The sequence below is a fragment of the Uliginosibacterium sangjuense genome, from assembly GCF_059132465.1.
The window spans coordinates 2682161-2698813 of record NZ_CP101132.1; the positions used below are offsets into that span (position 1 = coordinate 2682161).

Annotated in this window: 14 protein-coding genes and 1 tRNA gene; 8 read left to right on the top strand and 7 right to left on the bottom strand. The window is 66.2% G+C overall.

The window, feature by feature from the left end:
• Positions 1-37 precede the first annotated feature (37 nt).
• Positions 38-122 (bottom strand) — tRNA-Leu (locus NMB43_RS12440).
• Positions 123-213: 91 nt separating this feature from the next.
• Here NMB43_RS12440 and queA point away from each other — a divergent pair.
• Both queA and NMB43_RS12450 read left to right on the top strand, forming a co-directional pair.
• Complete coding sequence (gene queA / locus NMB43_RS12445) at positions 214-1248, top strand: tRNA preQ1(34) S-adenosylmethionine ribosyltransferase-isomerase QueA (protein ID WP_494348482.1); 1035 nt, start codon at positions 214-216, stop codon at positions 1246-1248.
• A 19-nt stretch (positions 1249-1267) separates the two neighbouring features.
• Positions 1268-1627: a potassium channel family protein gene (locus NMB43_RS12450; protein ID WP_494348483.1), complete on the top strand. Its 360-nt coding sequence runs from the start codon at positions 1268-1270 to the stop codon at positions 1625-1627.
• 41 nt (positions 1628-1668) lie between these two features.
• On the opposite strand, the gene NMB43_RS12455 is transcribed toward NMB43_RS12450, so the two are convergent.
• The 6 genes from NMB43_RS12455 to NMB43_RS12480 form a co-directional block, all read right to left on the bottom strand.
• On the bottom strand, positions 1669-3093 hold the full coding sequence (locus NMB43_RS12455; protein ID WP_494348484.1) for an efflux transporter outer membrane subunit: 1425 nt from the start codon (positions 3091-3093) through the stop codon (positions 1669-1671).
• A 16-nt stretch (positions 3094-3109) separates the two neighbouring features.
• Positions 3110-4333, bottom strand: coding sequence for an HlyD family secretion protein (locus NMB43_RS12460; RefSeq protein ID WP_494348485.1), 1224 nt, complete (start codon positions 4331-4333; stop codon positions 3110-3112).
• Between the two features lies 1 nt (position 4334).
• Entirely contained in the window at positions 4335-4838 is a 504-nt protein-coding gene (locus NMB43_RS12465) for a DUF3302 domain-containing protein (RefSeq protein WP_494348486.1), read from the bottom strand.
• A 126-nt stretch (positions 4839-4964) separates the two neighbouring features.
• Positions 4965-6353, bottom strand: coding sequence for an efflux transporter outer membrane subunit (locus tag NMB43_RS12470; protein ID WP_494348487.1), 1389 nt, complete (start codon positions 6351-6353; stop codon positions 4965-4967).
• A complete protein-coding gene (locus NMB43_RS12475; RefSeq protein WP_494348488.1) occupies positions 6350-9454 on the bottom strand; it encodes a multidrug efflux RND transporter permease subunit in 3105 nt (1034 codons plus the stop codon). Before NMB43_RS12475 ends, NMB43_RS12470 begins: the two co-directional genes overlap by 4 nt.
• A 10-nt stretch (positions 9455-9464) precedes the next feature.
• The gene (locus NMB43_RS12480; RefSeq protein WP_494348489.1) at positions 9465-10622 is read right to left on the bottom strand and encodes an efflux RND transporter periplasmic adaptor subunit; all 1158 of its coding nucleotides are present in this window, start codon (positions 10620-10622) and stop codon (positions 9465-9467) included.
• A gap of 241 nt (positions 10623-10863) precedes the next feature.
• On the opposite strand from NMB43_RS12480, the gene tgt reads away from it, so the two are divergent.
• The 6 genes from tgt (at position 10864) to NMB43_RS12510 (ending at position 16651) form a co-directional block, all read left to right on the top strand.
• Positions 10864-11976: a tRNA guanosine(34) transglycosylase Tgt gene (gene tgt / locus NMB43_RS12485; protein ID WP_494348490.1), complete on the top strand. Its 1113-nt coding sequence runs from the start codon at positions 10864-10866 to the stop codon at positions 11974-11976.
• 174 nt (positions 11977-12150) lie between these two features.
• A complete protein-coding gene (yajC, locus tag NMB43_RS12490) occupies positions 12151-12477 on the top strand; it encodes a preprotein translocase subunit YajC (protein ID WP_494348491.1) in 327 nt (108 codons plus the stop codon).
• 77 nt (positions 12478-12554) lie between these two features.
• The gene (gene secD / locus NMB43_RS12495; protein WP_494348492.1) at positions 12555-14396 is read left to right on the top strand and encodes a protein translocase subunit SecD; all 1842 of its coding nucleotides are present in this window, start codon (positions 12555-12557) and stop codon (positions 14394-14396) included.
• A gap of 18 nt (positions 14397-14414) precedes the next feature.
• Positions 14415-15353, top strand: a complete 939-nt coding sequence (gene secF / locus NMB43_RS12500; protein WP_494348493.1) for a protein translocase subunit SecF — start codon at positions 14415-14417, stop codon at positions 15351-15353.
• A 62-nt stretch (positions 15354-15415) separates the two neighbouring features.
• Positions 15416-16267 (top strand): 23S rRNA (adenine(2030)-N(6))-methyltransferase RlmJ, encoded by an 852-nt coding sequence (locus NMB43_RS12505; protein ID WP_494348494.1) that lies wholly within the window; start codon positions 15416-15418, stop codon positions 16265-16267.
• Positions 16268-16279: 12 nt separating this feature from the next.
• Positions 16280-16651 carry a GlpM family protein gene (locus NMB43_RS12510; RefSeq protein WP_494348495.1) on the top strand — a complete coding sequence of 124 codons (372 nt, stop codon included), beginning with the start codon at positions 16280-16282 and terminating at the stop codon, positions 16649-16651.
• Positions 16652-16653: the final 2 nt, after the last annotated feature.

Genomic DNA, 16653 nt, shown 5'->3' on the forward strand with positions numbered 1-16653 from the left:
AGGCCTCGTTTGACGTTCTGTATACTCGCGCGCTTGCTGGTGCCGGGAAAGGGACTCGAACCCTTACACCTTGCGGCGGCGGATTTTGAATCCGCTGCGTCTACCGATTCCGCCATCCCGGCGGCGCGAAGGGGCGCATTATCCCCGAAGCCCCCCGCTAACTCAAGCCAGACGCCAGACTACCTGCTTTCACCCGATTCACGCCTGCCCTCCATGCCGCTGACCCTCGACGATTTCGACTATCCCCTGCCCCCCGAATTGATCGCGCAGAGCGCGCTGCCCGACCGCGCCGCCTCGCGCCTGCTGGTCGTCGGCGACGCCCTGCTGGATCGACAGGTGCGTGATCTGCCCGACCTCCTGCAAGCCGGCGACCTGCTGGTGTTCAACGACAGCCGCGTGCTGCACGCCCGCCTGCATGGCAGCAAGGCAACGGGCGGCGCGGTGGAGATCATGATCGAGCGTCCGCTGGGCGAGCATGAAGCGCTGGCGATGATCCGCGCCAGCAAGTCGCCCAAGCCGGGCAGCCGCATCCGCGTGGCCAATGCCTTCTGGGTCGAGGTGCTGGGCCGTGCAGGCGCCAATGGCGAATTCTTCCACCTGCGCTTCCCGCCCGACGACACGGTGGTCAACTACATCGAGCGCCACGGCGCCCTGCCCCTGCCGCCCTACATCGAGCACGCCGCGACCGAATCGGACGAGACGCGCTACCAGACCGTGTTCGCGCGCGAACTGGGCAGCGTGGCCGCCCCCACCGCCGGCCTGCATTTTGACGATGCGCTGTTCGCCGCGCTGCAGGCAAAGGGCGTGGGCCGCGCCTTCGTGACCCTGCACGTCGGCGCCGGCACCTTCCAGCCGGTGCGCGTGCATGACATTGCCGAGCACAAGATGCATCGCGAATGGTTCTGCATCCCGCAGGAGACGGTGGACGCCATCGCGCGTACCCGCGCGGCCGGCGGGCGCGTCGTGTGCGTGGGCACGACCTCGCTGCGCGCGTTGGAATCGGCCGCCGCCACGGGCGAGCTGAAGGCTGGCGGCGCCGAGACCGAGATCTTCATCACCCCGGGCTTCCGCTTCCAGGTGGCCGACATGCTGATGACCAACTTCCACCTGCCGAAGTCCACGCTGCTGATGCTGGTGTCGGCCCTGGCCGGGCAGGACACGATCCGCCGCGCCTATGCCCATGCCATTGCCCAGCGCTACCGCTTCTTCAGCTATGGCGATGCCATGCTGCTGACGCACCGCGACTGAGGCTTTCCGAGAGACATCAATGCAAATCCACTTACATCACGCCAAGCCGAACGCCCTCACCCTGCGACGCCGCTTTCTGAGCGAACTGTGGCAGGGCCTGCGCATCGTCTGGCCCATCCTGTCCTGCCTGCTGTTGATGATGGCGATCCTGGGCACAATCATCGGCCGTATGGAAGGCTGGAGTTTCGGCAACTCGATGTACTTCGCCTTCGTATCCGGGCTCACCATCGGCTATGGCGATTTTTCCCCGAAGCTGCCGCTGGCCAAGGTACTGGCGGTCGGCATCGGTTTCACCGGCATCCTGCTGACCGCCCTGATCGGCGCGGTCGGCGTGCAGGCGCTGAGCCGCAGCCAGCTCGGACAAGACCGGCAGGAATAAAAAGAGCGGGCACCAGGCCCGCTCTCTTCCCGTCTCAGTGCTCAGCGCGCGACCAAGGGGGCGCTGGTTGCCGGCGGTGGCGGCGTCTCAAAGCCCCCGCCCAGCGCGAGGTACACGTTGGTCCGCTGCACCAGGCTCTCGCTCTGCATGCGCAGGCGGGCCGAATGCGCCGCGTAGGTCGCCAGTTGCTGCTGCTGCAAGGCACGCATGTCGCCGGAACCCACCCGCAGGCGGACCTTGGCGAATTCCAGCGCACGCTCGTTCTCGCTCACGCTGCGGCTCTGTATCTGCGTGCGCTTGCGCGCCGCGATCTCGGCCGACAAGGCGTTCTCCACCTCGGCGAAGGCACGCGAACCAACCCGCGCATACTCGGCCACGGCCTGCTTCTGCTCAGCCGTACGCACTTCAACCTGCGCCTGCAGGGCGCCGCCGGTGAAGATCGGCGCCAGTATGTTGGCCCCGACACCCCACACCGGATTGTCGCGGTCCTTGAGCACGAACACATCGCTGGAGATCGCGTTGAGGTTGGCCGTCAGCGACAGGCGCGGCAGGCGCGCGGCACGGGCCTCGTCGACACGCGCGAAGGCGGCCGCCACGCGACGCTGTGCGGCGATCACATCCGGCCGCCGCTCCAGCAGGCTGGAAGGCAGGCCGGCCGGGATGTCGCCCTGCGCCTGCGGCAAGGATTCCGGCACCTGCAGCAGTTGCGCCGGGTAGCGCCCGAGCGCGGTCTCCAGTGCGCGCACCGCCTGCGTCTGCGCCAGCTCCAGTTGTTGCACAGCGTCCAGGTAGGTCTGCAGCGCGGCCTCGGCCTGCGCCACCTCAAAGGCGTCGCCCTTGCCGATGCGCTGGCGGTCACGCGCCAGTTGCAGCAGCGACTCCGATGAAGCCTGCATCTGCTGCGCCAGGCGCTTCTGCTGCCCGGCCTCAATCGCCAGCAGGTAGCTCTTGGTCACGGTCGCCACCAGAGACTGGCGGGCGAACTCGGCGTCGGCCTGGGCCGAGGCATACTGCTGCGCCGCGAACTCCTTGCCGGCACGCAGGCGTCCCCACAGGTCCAGTTCCCAACTGGCGAACAGACCGACCACATTGACCCCGGAGCCGTCGCCACCGGACTGCTCGATCCCCCCCTTGGCGATCGCATTGACCTGCGGCGCCAGGGTGGCCCCAGCAATCTTGGCATAGGCAGCCGCCTGCTCGACGCGACTGGCGACGACCCGCAGGTCCGGGTTGTTGACCAGGGCCTCGCGTATCAGGCCATCCAGGACCGGGTCGCCATAGCTGGCCAGCCAGCCCGGCACGATCTGGCCGCTGGCGCCGCCCTGCCAGTTGGGTGGCAAGGGCGCGGCCGGCAGCGCCTGCTTGTAGAGATCCGCCGTTTCCGGCGGTTTGGTCAGGGCGCAGGCCGCGAGCACGCCCAGGGCCAGGCTCGCAGCCAGCACACGGCTGGGCGGAAGATTGATCATGCGCATCGCATCCTCCTCAGTGCAGCTTCAGCACGAGGTAGCTGGTGTAGGCGCTCACGCGGATGAACACCTTGCGCAGGATGTGGATCGCCGCCACCGAATCGGTGTAGATCGCCGCCTGCCCGGCTGCCCCGGCAGCCAGGAACAGATCCTTGTCCTTGTCGGCGATGTTGAACTTCACCGCGAAGCGTCCCGGCGGGGCCGCCAGCGCGCCGGTCATCGGCATCATGCCGCTGGCCGGCAACTGGCCCTGGCCCTGCGCCCAGATCACGGAATCGACCGAGGCCTTGATGACGTGGCCGGGCAGGGTATTGAGGATGAACTCCGCCTCATTGCCAGGCTTGACCTGGTGCAGCTCGTTCTGCGCGTACAGGGCGACGACCTGGCCGCTGGTCTCGATCAGGCTCATCACTGCGTTGAAGGGCATGGCCGCCACGAAGGCGCCCGGCCGCAACTGCAGGTTGACCACGTGACCGTCAACCGGCGCCCGCACCGTGGTCTGGTCCAGCTCCCAGCGTGCGTTGTCGAGTTGCGCCTGGATCTGCGCGACCTGGGCAAAATCGTTGCCGACCTTGGCCGACAGTTTTTGCTGGATCTGCTGCTCGCTGGCCATCGCCTGCACCTCGGTGCTGCGTGCCTGGGCTTCGGCGCTGCGCGCGGCATCCAGGTTGGCCTCGGCTTCCTTGAGGTCGGTCTCGGCCTTTTCCAGGTCGAAGCGATTTCCGGCACCGGTGGCCACCAGTTCCTTGTTCTGCTCGACGCGCTTGCGCGCCAATTCCAGCTTGGCCTGCACCTCGCGCACCCGCGAACTGGCCGCCTGGATCGCGCCTTGCGCCTCGCTCACCTTGCCCTTGGCCCCCTTGAGCGATTCGTACAACTCGCGTTGGCTGGCCTGTGCATTGGCGAGCTGGGCCTCCAGGCCGCGCACGGCCTGCTGGTAAGGCGTGGGGTCGATGCGGAACAGCACGTCGCCCTTCTTGACTGGGCGGTTGCCCTCTTCCACCGGCACCTCGATCACACGGCCGCGCACCTGGGCCACGATGGGCACGGTGTACTTGAAGACACGCACGTCGGCGGAGGACGGTGCCACCACGTTCAGGGTGAGGATCATCACGGTCAGCGCGATGATCGGGATGGTGACGACGATGACCTGGGAGGTCAGGGTCCAGGGCAGCCACTTCTTCTTGATGAAGATGAACCAGACGATCGCCGAGTAGATACCAAGCAGGAGGATGTCCATGTCAGACCGTCCCCCCTTGGCTTGCGTTCAGGCGCGCTTCGAGCTGGGCGACGCGCTGCTGCAACGCCGCCACGTCGGCCTTCTCTGCCGCCACAGCCTGCTGCAGGCCTTTCTCGGCCGCAGCCAGGCGTTCCTTCTCGTGAAACTCGTCGCTCTTGTCGGTGCCGTAGGCCGCCTTGTGCAACACCGGCTTGGTATAGGCCCACAACCAGGCCAGCGGCCACAGCAGGCCACCGAACACCAGCGACATCAGGCACAGGCAAGTGATCGCCGGGGTCTGCGGATGGTGCTTCTTGTGCGCGATCTTCTCGGGCAGCACATGGACCATCCAGAACAGGCCGATGACCACCGGCGGCACGATCAGCAACACCACGATGGCCATCACATCGGCCACCTTGTCCAGTGCCTCGCCCTTGAACAGGCTGGCATGGGCGGACAGCGGAAGGAGCGCGGTCAGCGCCAGGATCAGCACGGCGCCTGCACGGCGAGACAAACCAGGACTCATGAGGGGCTCCGAAACAAAAAGATACGACACGGCAGGCCGATCTTACCCGAGCGATTGCGCGGCCCAATGCGGCGTCGCGCGATCCGCCCAAAAATAGTCCGCACGGGACGCCCCCCTGCACGCGCCTCAGGGCACCACCGCGCCGCCTCCCAGCGCAGCATAGAGCTGGAGCAAGGCCGCCTGGGTGCCGCGCGCCGCCTGCACGGCGGCAAGTTCGGACTGGAACAGCTCCTGCTGCGCCGTGAGTACCTCGAAGTAGTCGGTCACCCCGGCGCGATAGCGCATCTCGGCCAGGCGCAGACGCTCGGCGTTGGCCGCGGCACTGCGCACCAGGGCTTCGCGCTGCTCATCGGTACGCTGGTAGGCGACCAGGGCATCCTCCACCTCGCGCAAGGCCTGCAGCACGGTACCCGCATAGTTTTCCGCGGCCTCGCGCTGGCGTGCCTGGGCCAGGTCGAGCTGGGCACTGAGCGCGCCACCGGTGTAGATGGGCTGGTTCAACAGGCCGCCAACCGACCAGGCCTGGGTGCCGGAGGAGACGATCTTAGACAGGTCCGCACTGGCCCAGCCGAGCATGCCGGTGAGGCTGAAGCTGGGCAGCCAGGCTTTCTTGGCCGCCGCCACGCTGTGCTGCGTCGAGGCCAACGCACGCTCGGCCGCGCGCACGTCGGGCCGGTTGATGAGCAGGTCGGCCGGCATGCCGGCAGGCAAGGCGAGCGGGCGCGGCAGCGCGCCAACCGTGCCACTGCGCCCGATGGCCTGCGGTGGACGGCCGACCAGCACCGACAGCGCGTTCTCCAGTTGGGTGCGCGTGCGGGCGATGTCGGCGCGCGAGGACATGGCACCGTACACCGCAAACTCGGCCTGGCTCACCTCCACCTGCGAGGCCACGCCGCCCCGGAAGCGCTTGCTCACCAGGTCCAGCATCTGCTGCTGGTTGGCGACCGTACGCTCCGCGATGGCCAGTTGCTCGTCAGCCTCCAGCAACTGCAGCCAGGTTTGTGCGACCCGGCTGGTCAGGCTCACACGTGTGGCCAGGAAGACCTCTTCGCTCGACAGCCAGCTCTGCCGGCTCGCTTCGCTCAGGTCGGCCAGGCGCCCCCACAAGTCCAGCTCCCAGCTCAGCACGCCGGCCAGGCTGGCTGATTCGCCGATGCGATTGTCCATGCCGGCGGCGACCGGCTGCCGACCCTTGTTGGCGGCAGCCTGGGCCCCCACCTGCGGCCGTGCCGCGGCGCGCTGTACCCCATACAAGGCTTGCGCGGCATCTACGCGCGCGGCGGCGGCCCGCAGGTCGCGGTTGTTGGCGGCGGCGTACTGCACCAGCGCCGCCAGTTCGGCCTGCTGCAGCAGCGCCTGCCAGGGCGCCGGCATGCCGGGCTGGACTTCTCCCACGGGAGTCCGCCAGTTGGCCGGCACTTCCATCGTCGGTCGCTCCACCGGCCCCCCGGTTGCGCAGGCGGCCAGTACGCCGACGGCCAGCAGGCTCAGGAAACAGGAACGCGGTCTCATCATGCGCCCTCCCCGTTCTTGAGCTCGCGCTGCGCGTCGCGCGAGCGATTCATCAGGAAGAAGAACAGGGGCGTGAAGAACACCCCGATCAGCGTCGCGCACAACATGCCGCCGAGGATGCCGGTGCCCACCGAGTGCTGGGTGGCCGCCCCCGCACCACTCGCCTTGACCAGCGGAATCACACCGAGAATGAACGCGAGCGAGGTCATCACGATGGGGCGCAGGCGCAGCTTCGCTGCGGCAATGGCCGCTTCACGCGAGCTCAAACCCGCCTCCCACTGCTGTTTGGCGAACTCCACGATCAGGATGCCGTTCTTGCCGGCCAGGCCGATCAGGGTGATCAGCCCGACCTGGAAGAACACATCGTTGGCCGTGCCGCGCAGGAACAGGGCGATCAGGGCACCCAGGATGCCGATCGGCACCACCAGGAACACCGCCACCGGCAGCTTGAAGCTCTCGTACAAGGCCGACAGGAACAGGAACACGAAGACCAGGGAGAGGATGAAGATGAAGCCTTGCTGGCCGCCCGAAATCTTCTCCTGCAGCGACTGCCCGGCCCAGGTGTAGCTCACCCCGTCGGGCAGCTCGGCCGACACCCGCTCCATCGCTGCCAGGGCTTCGCCCGAGCTACGCCCGGGCGCCGGCAAGCCGTTGAGCTGCACCGCGGGATAACCATTGAAGCGATTGAGTGCGATCGGCGCCAGCCGCCACTCGGTGGTGGCCACCGAGGAGAAGGGCACCAATTGGCCTTGCGCGTTGCGCAGGTTGAGACCAGCCAGGAACTCGGGGTCGGAGCGGAAGCGCGGGTCGGCCTGCAGCTTGACCTTGAGGTTGGTGCCAAACTGGGTGAACTGGTTGATGAAGCTGGAACCCATCAAGGCTCCGACGCCGGTGTAGAGGTCGTTGAGATTGACCCCCATGGTCTTGGCCTTGTTGCGGTCGACGTCCAGAAACAGGGTCTGCACCGAGGGGGCGGCCACGCTGCGCACGCCGCCGATTGCCGGGTCCTGCCCAGCCGCACGTACCGCCTGCTCGACCGCTGCGTTGAGCTTGTCGCGGTCACCATCGGTCGACAGCATGCGGTAGTCGAAACCGCCGATCATGCCCATGCCATCGATGGGGGGCTGGTTGAAAGCGAAAACGCGCGCCTCGGGGATCATGTAGAGCGCGCGGTTGGCGCGCCGGATCACCTCCAGTGCGTGCTGCTGCGGGTCCTTGCGCTCATCCCAGTCTTTCAGGGTCATGAACAGGAAGGCCTGGTTGGCATAGCGGTAGAAGATCGAGAAGCCGTTGATCACGACGACATGCTCGACCATGGGCTCCTGGGTCATGAAGTAGTGCTCGACCTGACGCACCACCTGCAGCGTGCGCTCGGGCGAGGCGCCCGAGGGCAGGTCGACGGCGGCCATCAAGGTGCCCTTGTCCTCCTCCGGCACGAAGCCCGTCGGGATGCTCTTGAGCAGGAACACCATGCCGCCGATCAGCACGGCATAGATCAGCATGAAGCGCAGCCCGCGCTGCAGGATGAAGCCCACCGCGCCGGTGAAGCGCCCGGTCAGGCGTTCGAAGAAGGTGTCGAACATCTGGATCGGCTTGGGCTTGTGCACGCCGGGCTTGAGGATCAGCGCACACAGCGCGGGCGTCAGCGTCAGCGCTGTGATCGCGGAGAGCAGCGTGGAGATCGTGATGGTGATGGCGAACTGCTTGTAGAGCGTGCCGGTCACCCCGCCGAGGAAAGCGATCGGCACGAACACCGCACAGATCACCGAGGTCACACCCACGATGGCCCCACCGATACCCTGCATGGCCTTGCGCGCCGCTTCGCGTGGCGACAGCTTTTCGGCGTGCATCAGGTGCTCCACTGCTTCGACCACCACGATGGCGTCATCCACCACGATGCCGATGGCCAGCACCATGCCGAACAGGGTCAGCATGTTGATCGAGAAGCCCATGACCAGCATGCCAGCCAGGGTGCCGATGATGGACACCGGGATCGCGATCAGCGGCACGATGGTCGCCCGCACGCTGCCGAGGAACAGGTAGACCACCACCAGCACCAACACGAAGGCCTCGAAGAAGGTGTGGATCACCAGCTCGATCGAAGCCGACACGAAGCGGGTCGTGTCATAGGGGATGACGGTCTTGATCTCGGGCGGCAGCTCGCGGCCCAGCTCTTCCGCGCGTGCCCGCACATCGGCGGCCAGTTGCAGCGCATTGCCGCCGGGGCGCAGGTAGATGCCCATGCCGGTGGCTTCCTTGCCGCCCAGGCGCACCGACAACGCGTAGTCCTCGCTGCCCAGCTCCACCCGCGCCACGTCGCGCAGGCGCACCACCGAACCGTCGGTGGCCGCGCGCAGGATGATGTCCTGGAACTCGCTCACCTCCACCAGCCCACCGCGCGTCTGCAAGGGGAAGGTCAGCACCTGCCCGCTGGGCGCGGGCGACTGGCCGATCTCGCCCACCGCGAACTTCTGGTTCTGCTCGCGCACGCCATTGATGAGATCACTCACCGTCATGCCGTACTTGGCCAGCGCGTCGGGGTCGACCCACAGGCGCATCGCATAGGGGTTGCCGAACAGGGTCACATCACCGGCACCGGGCAAGCGCTTGAACTCGTTCACATAGCGCGAGTAGGCCAGGTTGGAGAGATAGGCGCCGTCGAAGCGCGGGTCGTCGGACTGCAGCGCCACGATCATCAGGATCGAGGGGCTGACCTTGTCCACGCGCAAGCCCTGGTTCAGTACCACCTGCGGCAGCAGCGCCTCGACCCGCTTGACGCGGTTGTTGACCTCGACCGCCGAGAGGTCGAGGTTGGTGCCCGGCTCGAAGGAGATCGTCAGCTCCATGAGGCCGCTGGACGACGAGGTCGACTGCATGTCCTGCAGGCCCTCGATGCCGTTCATCTCACGCTCGATGGGCGCGGCCACCTCGGTTTCCAGAGTCTCCGGGCTAGCACCGGGGTACACCGCCGTCACCTTGACCTGCGGCGGCGCCACGTTGGGATACTGTTCCTTCGAGAGCTGGTTGACTGACAACAGGCCCAACAGGGAGAAGAACAACGCGATGACGCTCGCGAACACCGGACGATCGACGAAGAAACCCATGGCGGCCTCCTCAGCGCTGAACCGCGGCTGGCGTCGAGGCACCGGCTGGCGGCAGGATCGCCACCACCGCCCCGGCAGTCAGTTTCTGCACCCCTTCGACGATCACCTTCTCGCCGGCCCCCAGGCCCTTGGCGATGGCCCATTTCTCTTTCTGCCAGGCGCCGACGACCACATCGCGCCGCTCCGCCTTGCCTTCGGCGCCCACCACCCACACGGTGTGCCCGGTGGCGGACTTGATGACCGCCTGCTGTGGCACCAGCACCGTGTTGGGCGAGTCACCCGCGGTCATCTCGACGCGCGTGAACATCCCCGGCAGCAACTGGCGCTGCGGATTGGGCACCACCGCGCGCAGGGTCATGGCGCCGGAACTCTGGTTGATCTCGAGGTCGGCGAAGTCGATGCGCCCCGGCTGCGGATAGGGCGAGCCATCCGGCATCAGGATCTGGACCAGGGCCTCCTTGCGCTGCTTGATGTCACCACTGGCCACGGCCTGGCGGAAGGTGAAGAGGTCACGGTCCGACACGGTGAAGCTCACGTAGACCGGGTCTACCCGGTCGATGACGGTCAGCCGTGTCGGCGAGCCTTTGCCGACCAGGCGCCCTTCGGGCACCTCGCTGCGCCCGACCCGCCCCGTCTCGGTCGCGCTGATCGTGGTGTAGCCCAGGTCCAGGCGGGCGCGCTCGACCTGTGATTCCGCCGCCAGCACGGCCGCCTCCGACTCCTTCATGGACGCCACGGCGTTGTCGTACTCCTGCTGGCTGATCGCGTTTTCCTTCACCAGCGGAGCCAGACGCGATTCGCGCGAGGCGGCATTCACCGCCGTCGCCTTCTGCTTGGCCAGAACCGCCTCGGCATCACGCAGCGCCGCCTCGAAGGGCGCGCGCTCCAGGGAGTAGAGCAGATCGCCCTTGCGCACCTCGCTGCCTTCCACGAAGTGACGCTTTTCGAGAATGCCCTCGACCCGCGCCATGATCTCGACCGAACGATAGGCCTGCACGCGACCCGCGAACTCGGTGACGACCGGCACGCTCTCGCTGGTGGCCAGGACGACGCGCACTGGAACCGGAGGCGGGCCCGCCTTGGCAGCCTCCTTGCCCTCCCCACAGGCAGTCAGACTACCCGCCACGCCAAAGACCAGAAACACGACTGCAGCAACTCGACCGTGCATACGTCCCCCTCAGCATTGCGCTTGCGGATCGCCGCCCCAGCCCCTCCCGCAGATGCCACGACACGCGGAAGCGCCTGCCGGAACGCCCTCGTTCATACTGCACTGCAACCAAGCACGATTGTCGGCGCAAAGCCGGCAACAGACAAGCGCCGCCTCCCTCCTGTCATAAATGTGTCAGGACCGGGGCGATCCGGTATGCTGGCCGCCCCGTTTCGCCCAAGCGCCCGACCTGTTTCATACCATGCACTTCGACCTGCTCCACACCTCCGCCGCCGCCCGCCGCGGCCGTCTGCATCTGGCTCATGGTGTCGTCGAGACACCTGCATTCATGCCGGTGGGCACCTACGGCTCGGTGAAATCGGTCAGTCCGCAGGAGGTCGCCGAGAGCGGCGCCCACATCTGCCTGGGCAACACCTTCCACCTGTGGCTGCGCCCCGGGCTGTCGGTGGTCGAGAAGTTCGGCGGTCTGCACCGCTTCATGGGCTGGGACAAACCGATCCTGACCGACTCCGGCGGTTTCCAGGTCTTCTCACTCGGTGCGCTGCGCAAGATCAGCGAGGAAGGCGTCAAGTTCGCCTCGCCCATCGACGGCGCCAAGCTGTTCCTGACGCCGGAGGAGTCCATGCGCATCCAACGCGTGCTGAACTCCGATGTGGTCATGATCTTCGACGAATGCACGCCCTTCCCCGCCACCCACGACGAGGCGGCCAAGTCGATGCGCCTGTCGATGCGCTGGGCACGGCGCTCGCGCGACGAATTCGACAAGCTGGAGAACCCCAACGCGCTGTTCGGCATCGTGCAAGGCGGCATGTACGAGGACCTGCGCGAGGAGTCGCTGGCCGGCCTCATGGACATCGGTTTCCACGGCTTCGCCATCGGTGGTCTGTCGGTCGGCGAGCCGAAGGAGGACATGGAGCGCATCCTGGCCCACACCACGCCGCGCCTGCCGGCCGACAAGCCACGCTACCTGATGGGCGTGGGCACGCCGGAAGACCTGGTATATGGCGTGTCGCGCGGTATCGACATGTTCGATTGCGTGATGCCCACGCGCAACGCGCGCAACGGCTGGCTGTTCACCCAATGGGGCAACCTCAAGATCCGCAACGCGGTACACCGCGAGGACCCGCGCCCGCTCGACGAGGACTGCACGTGCTACACCTGCCGCCATTTCTCGCGCGCCTACCTGCACCACCTGGACCGTGCGCAAGAGATGCTGGGCCCGCGCCTGATGACCATCCACAACCTGCACTACTACCAGCAACTGATGCAGGAAATGCGTGCCGCCATCGAGGCCAATCGCTTTGCCGAGTTCCAGGTCGAATTCGCCGCCCGCCGCGCACGCGGCGTATTGTGAAACTTGTTTGAACCTCGGCCGGACAGGCGCGTCAGAGGCAGGCACCTGACGCTGGCCCGGCCCGCCTTTTGCCCTCCGACAAAGGGCGTGCAGGCACCTTGCAGCGCGTCAGGGCAAAGCCGGGCGGCCTGTTATACTCGCCCCCTTTCGAAAAAACCCTGAAGGACCCTCAAAGTGTTCATTTCCGACGCTTACGCACAAGCTGCCGGCGCCCCGGCCGGTGACCCCACCGGTGGCATGCTGATCATCCTGCCGCTGATGCTGCTGTTCATGTACTTCTTCGTCTATCGCCCGCAATCCAAGCGCGCGAAGGAGCACAAGTCCCTGCTGGACGCCCTGGCCAAGGGCGACGAAGTCGTCACCGCCGGCGGCATGGCAGGCAAGGTGGCGGAAGTGCGTGAGAACTTCGTCAAGATCACGGTGGCCGACAACGTCGACATCCTGGTGCAGAAGTCGGCCATCACGACCGTCCTGCCCAAGGGCTCGCTCAAGAGCGCCTGAACTTTCTCCCCCGGCCCGCGCCCGCGGGCCGGCCTCGACGCGGCAACGCCCGGCACCCTCCGTACTACTGCCCAACCATGAACCGCTATCCCCTCTGGAAAAACCTGATGATCGGCCTCGTGCTGATCCTCGGTCTGCTCTACACCCTGCCCAACTTCTACGGTGAAGTTCCCGCCGTCCAGGTATCCAGCGCACGCTCCAGCATCAAGGTGGATAGCGCCGTCGAAGCACGTGTGCTGGAAGCACTGGAGAAGGCTGGCGTCGTGTCGACCGGCTCGATCCGCGACCTGTCGAGCCTGCGCGTGCGCTTTGCCGACACCGACACCCAGTTGAAAGCCCGCGACACCATTGAGCACGCGCTCAATCCGGACGCCCAGAACCCCGGCTACATCGTCGCCCTGAACCTGCTGTCGGCCAGCCCGAGCTGGCTCACCACCCTGCACGCCCTGCCCATGTACCTGGGTCTGGACTTGCGCGGCGGCGTGCACTTCCTGCTGCAGGTCGACATGGCCGGCGCGCTGAGCAAACAATTGGACGCCACCGCCTCTGACCTGCGCACCCTGCTGCGCGAGAAGAACGTGCGCCACGCCGGCATCAGCCGCGAAGGCAAGACCATCCTGGTGCGCTTCCGCGACGAGGAACTGCGTGAGTCGGGCCGTCGCATCCTGCGCGACCAGCGCCCCGACCTGCAATTGGTCGAGCGCAAGGACGGCGAGGACTTCGTGATCGAAGCCACCCAGACCCTGCAGGCGCAGCGCGATATCCAGGAAGACGCGATCCGCCAGAACATCACCACCCTGCACAACCGGATCAACGAGCTGGGCGTGGCCGAGCCGGTGATCCAGCAACAAGGCGCCGACCGTATCGTGGTGCAACTGCCCGGCGTGCAGGACGTCGGCAAGGCCAAGTCCCTGATCGGCCGCACCGCCACGCTGCAGGTGCGCATGGTCGAGCCGGGCGCCAATCCGCTCGACCCCTCGCCCTCGGTGGATGTGTTCCCCGAAGTGCGCAACGGTACGCAGCAACCGGTGGCCGTCAAGAAACAGGTCGTGCTGACCGGCGACCGCTTCGTCGGCGCCAACGCCACCTTCGACCAGAACCAGCAGCCCGCCGTGTCGGTGCGCCTGGATTCGGCCGGCGGCCGCATCATGCGCGACGTGACGCGCGAGAGCATCGGCAAGATGATGGCCATCATCCTGTTCGAGAAAGGCAAGGGCGAAGCCATCTCGGTGGCGCGCATCCAGGGCGAGTTCAGCAACCAGTTCCAGATCACCGGCAGCTTCAGCGTGGAAGAGACCAACCAGCTCTCCATCCTGATCCGCTCCGGCTCGCTGGCCGCGCCGATGGAGATCATCGAGGAACGCACCATCGGCCCCAGCCTCGGCGCCGAGAACATCAGCAAGGGCTTCAAGTCGACGCTGTGGGGCTTCATCGCGATCGCTGTGTTCATGTGCGGTTACTACATGCTGTTCGGTCTGATCTCGGTGCTCGCCCTGTCGGCCAACGTGCTGCTGCTGATCGCCCTGCTGTCGATGCTGCAGGCCACGCTGACCCTGCCCGGCATTGCGGCCATCGCGCTAACCCTGGGCATGGCCATCGACGCCAACGTGCTGATCAACGAGCGCATCCGCGAGGAGCTGCGTAACGGCGCCACGCCGCAGGCCGCCATCAATATTGGCTACGACCGCGCCTTCGGCACCATCCTCGACTCCAACGTGACCACGCTGATTGCCGGTGTCGCCTTGCTCGCCTTCGGCTCCGGCCCGGTGCGCGGCTTTGCCGTGGTGCACTGCCTGGGCATCCTGACCTCGATGTTCAGTGCCGTGATGGTCTCCCGCATGATCACCAACTTCGTCTACGGCTACCGCCGCAAGCTCGACAAGATCGCCATCGGCCAGGTCTGGAAACCCGGCGTCTGAGACGAGGAGAAATAAAACATGGAATTTTTCCGCATCCGTAAAGACATCCCGTTCATGAAACACGCGTTGATCTTCAACGCGATTTCACTGATCACCTTCCTGCTGGCCGTGTTCTTCCTGTTCCACAAGGGTCTGCACCTGTCGGTGGAGTTCACCGGCGGCACCGTGATGGAGATCGCCTATCCGCAGGCACCGCAGCTCGAACCCTTGCGCAAGTCACTGGAAGGCATCGGCTACACCGACGCCCAGGTGCAGAACTTCGGCACCTCACGCGACGTGATGGTGCGCGTGCCCAATCGCGGTAACGAGAACTCGGCCCAGGTGTCGGACAAGGTCATGGCCGCACTCGCCACCGTGGAGGGCTCCAAGCCCGAACTGCGCCGCGTCGAGTTCGTCGGCCCGCAGGTCGGCAAGGAACTGGCCGAAGACGGCTCGCTGGCGCTGCTGGTGGTGGTGCTGGGCATCATGATCTACCTCGCGATGCGCTTCGAGTGGCGTCTCGCGGTGGCGACCATCATCGCCAACCTGCACGACGTGATCATCATCATGGGCTTCTTCGCCTTCTTCCAGTGGGAGTTCTCGCTGCCGGTGCTGGCCGCCGTGCTGGCCGTGCTGGGCTACTCGGTGAACGAATCGGTGGTCGTGTTCGACCGCGTGCGCGAGACCTTCCGCAACGCCAAGATGCGCGCCCTCGACGTGCCGCAGGTGCTGGACCACGCCATCACCAGCACCATCTCGCGCACCATCATCACCCACGGCAGCACCCAGTTGATGGTGCTCTCGATGCTGATCTTCGGCGGCCCCACGCTGCACTATTTCGCCATCGCGCTGACCATCGGCATCTGTTTCGGCATCTACTCTTCGGTGCTGGTTGCCGCGCCCCTGGCCCGCTGGCTGGGCGTGTCGCGCGAACAGTTCATCAAGGTCGCGAAGCCGAAGGAAGAGGCCGTCGTCTAAGCTTCACCATCGCCTGACGCACAAAGGGCCGCCAAGGCCCTTTGTCATTTCCGGACCCCGCCATGCTCAGTTACCGCCACGCCTTCCATGCCGGCAACCATGCCGATGTGCTCAAGCACTTCGTGCTGGTCGACATCGCCCGCTATCTGATCCAGAAAGACACACCCTGCTGGTACATCGACACCCATGCCGGTGCCGGCGGCTACATGCTGGACGAGGGCTACGCGACCAAACTGTCTGAATACAAGGACGGCATCGCGCGCTTGTGGGCCTGTGAGGGTCTGCCCGCCCCGCTGCAGCCCTACCTCGACATCGTGCGCGACTTCAACGGTCCCGGCGCGCTGCGCTACTACCCGGGCTCGCCGGTGATCGCGGCACAGAGCCTGCGCCCCAGCGACAAGCTGCGCCTGTTCGAACTGCACACCAGCGACGTGCCGCAACTGGGCAGCACCTTCAAGGACCCCAAGGGCAAGCGGGTGATCGTGACGCATGGCGACGGCCTGGCCGGGCTGATCACGCTGCTGCCGCCGCCGCCGCGCCGCGCCCTGGCGCTGATCGACCCCTCCTACGAGATGCGCAGCGACTATGTTGCGGTGATCAAGACCCTGCAGGAGTCGCTCAAGCGCTTTCCCACCGGCATCTATGCACTGTGGTATCCCTGCCTCGGCCGTATGGAGTCGCGCGAACTGCCCGACAAGCTCAAGAAACTACCGGCCAAGAGCTGGCTGCGCGTGGAACTGAACGTGCGCCGCAAGTCCGCCGATGGCATGGGCATGCATGGCAGCGGCCTGTTCATCCTCAACCCGCCCTGGACCCTGCACAAAACGCTGCAAGAGACCCTGCCCTGGCTCACCCAGACCCTGGCGCAGGACGACGGCGCCAGCTTCGTGCTGGAACAGCACGAGAACACCTGAACGCCCGCCCCGATGGATTTCGCCACCCTGCTCAAGGCCAGCACCGGCTTCCTGATCGTGCTGGTCGTCCAGCTCTTCGCACGCAGTCGCTACTACTACCTGGCCGCCCTGGTGCCGCTGTTTCCCTCGATGGCGCTGTTCTCCTACTACTTCGTCGGCCAGGGACAGTCGAGCGCACGGCTGGAGGAGACCATCGTCTTCGGCATGGTCTCGCTGCTCACCTATTTCAGTTTTCTGCTGGCCCTGCTGGTCGCAGTGCGCCACTTCCAGATGCGCATCGTGCCGGCCTTGTCGGTTGCCTCACTGGCCTGGTTCGCGGTTGCCGCCGTCCAGATTCAGTTGTGGCCCTGGTTGCGGCCGCTGCTGGGCTTGCGCCAGGGCTGAGG

Coding starts and splice junctions, on each gene's coding strand:
- queA (WP_494348482.1), top strand. CDS start 214: ATGCCGCTGACCCTCGACGATTTCGACTATCCCCTGCCCCCCGAATTG.
- NMB43_RS12450 (WP_494348483.1), top strand. CDS start 1,268: ATGCAAATCCACTTACATCACGCCAAGCCGAACGCCCTCACCCTGCGA.
- NMB43_RS12455 (WP_494348484.1), bottom strand. CDS start 3,093: ATGATCAATCTTCCGCCCAGCCGTGTGCTGGCTGCGAGCCTGGCCCTG.
- NMB43_RS12460 (WP_494348485.1), bottom strand. CDS start 4,333: ATGGACATCCTCCTGCTTGGTATCTACTCGGCGATCGTCTGGTTCATC.
- NMB43_RS12465 (WP_494348486.1), bottom strand. CDS start 4,838: ATGAGTCCTGGTTTGTCTCGCCGTGCAGGCGCCGTGCTGATCCTGGCG.
- NMB43_RS12470 (WP_494348487.1), bottom strand. CDS start 6,353: ATGATGAGACCGCGTTCCTGTTTCCTGAGCCTGCTGGCCGTCGGCGTA.
- NMB43_RS12475 (WP_494348488.1), bottom strand. CDS start 9,454: ATGGGTTTCTTCGTCGATCGTCCGGTGTTCGCGAGCGTCATCGCGTTG.
- NMB43_RS12480 (WP_494348489.1), bottom strand. CDS start 10,622: ATGCACGGTCGAGTTGCTGCAGTCGTGTTTCTGGTCTTTGGCGTGGCG.
- tgt (WP_494348490.1), top strand. CDS start 10,864: ATGCACTTCGACCTGCTCCACACCTCCGCCGCCGCCCGCCGCGGCCGT.
- secD (WP_494348492.1), top strand. CDS start 12,555: ATGAACCGCTATCCCCTCTGGAAAAACCTGATGATCGGCCTCGTGCTG.
- secF (WP_494348493.1), top strand. CDS start 14,415: ATGGAATTTTTCCGCATCCGTAAAGACATCCCGTTCATGAAACACGCG.
- NMB43_RS12505 (WP_494348494.1), top strand. CDS start 15,416: ATGCTCAGTTACCGCCACGCCTTCCATGCCGGCAACCATGCCGATGTG.
- NMB43_RS12510 (WP_494348495.1), top strand. CDS start 16,280: ATGGATTTCGCCACCCTGCTCAAGGCCAGCACCGGCTTCCTGATCGTG.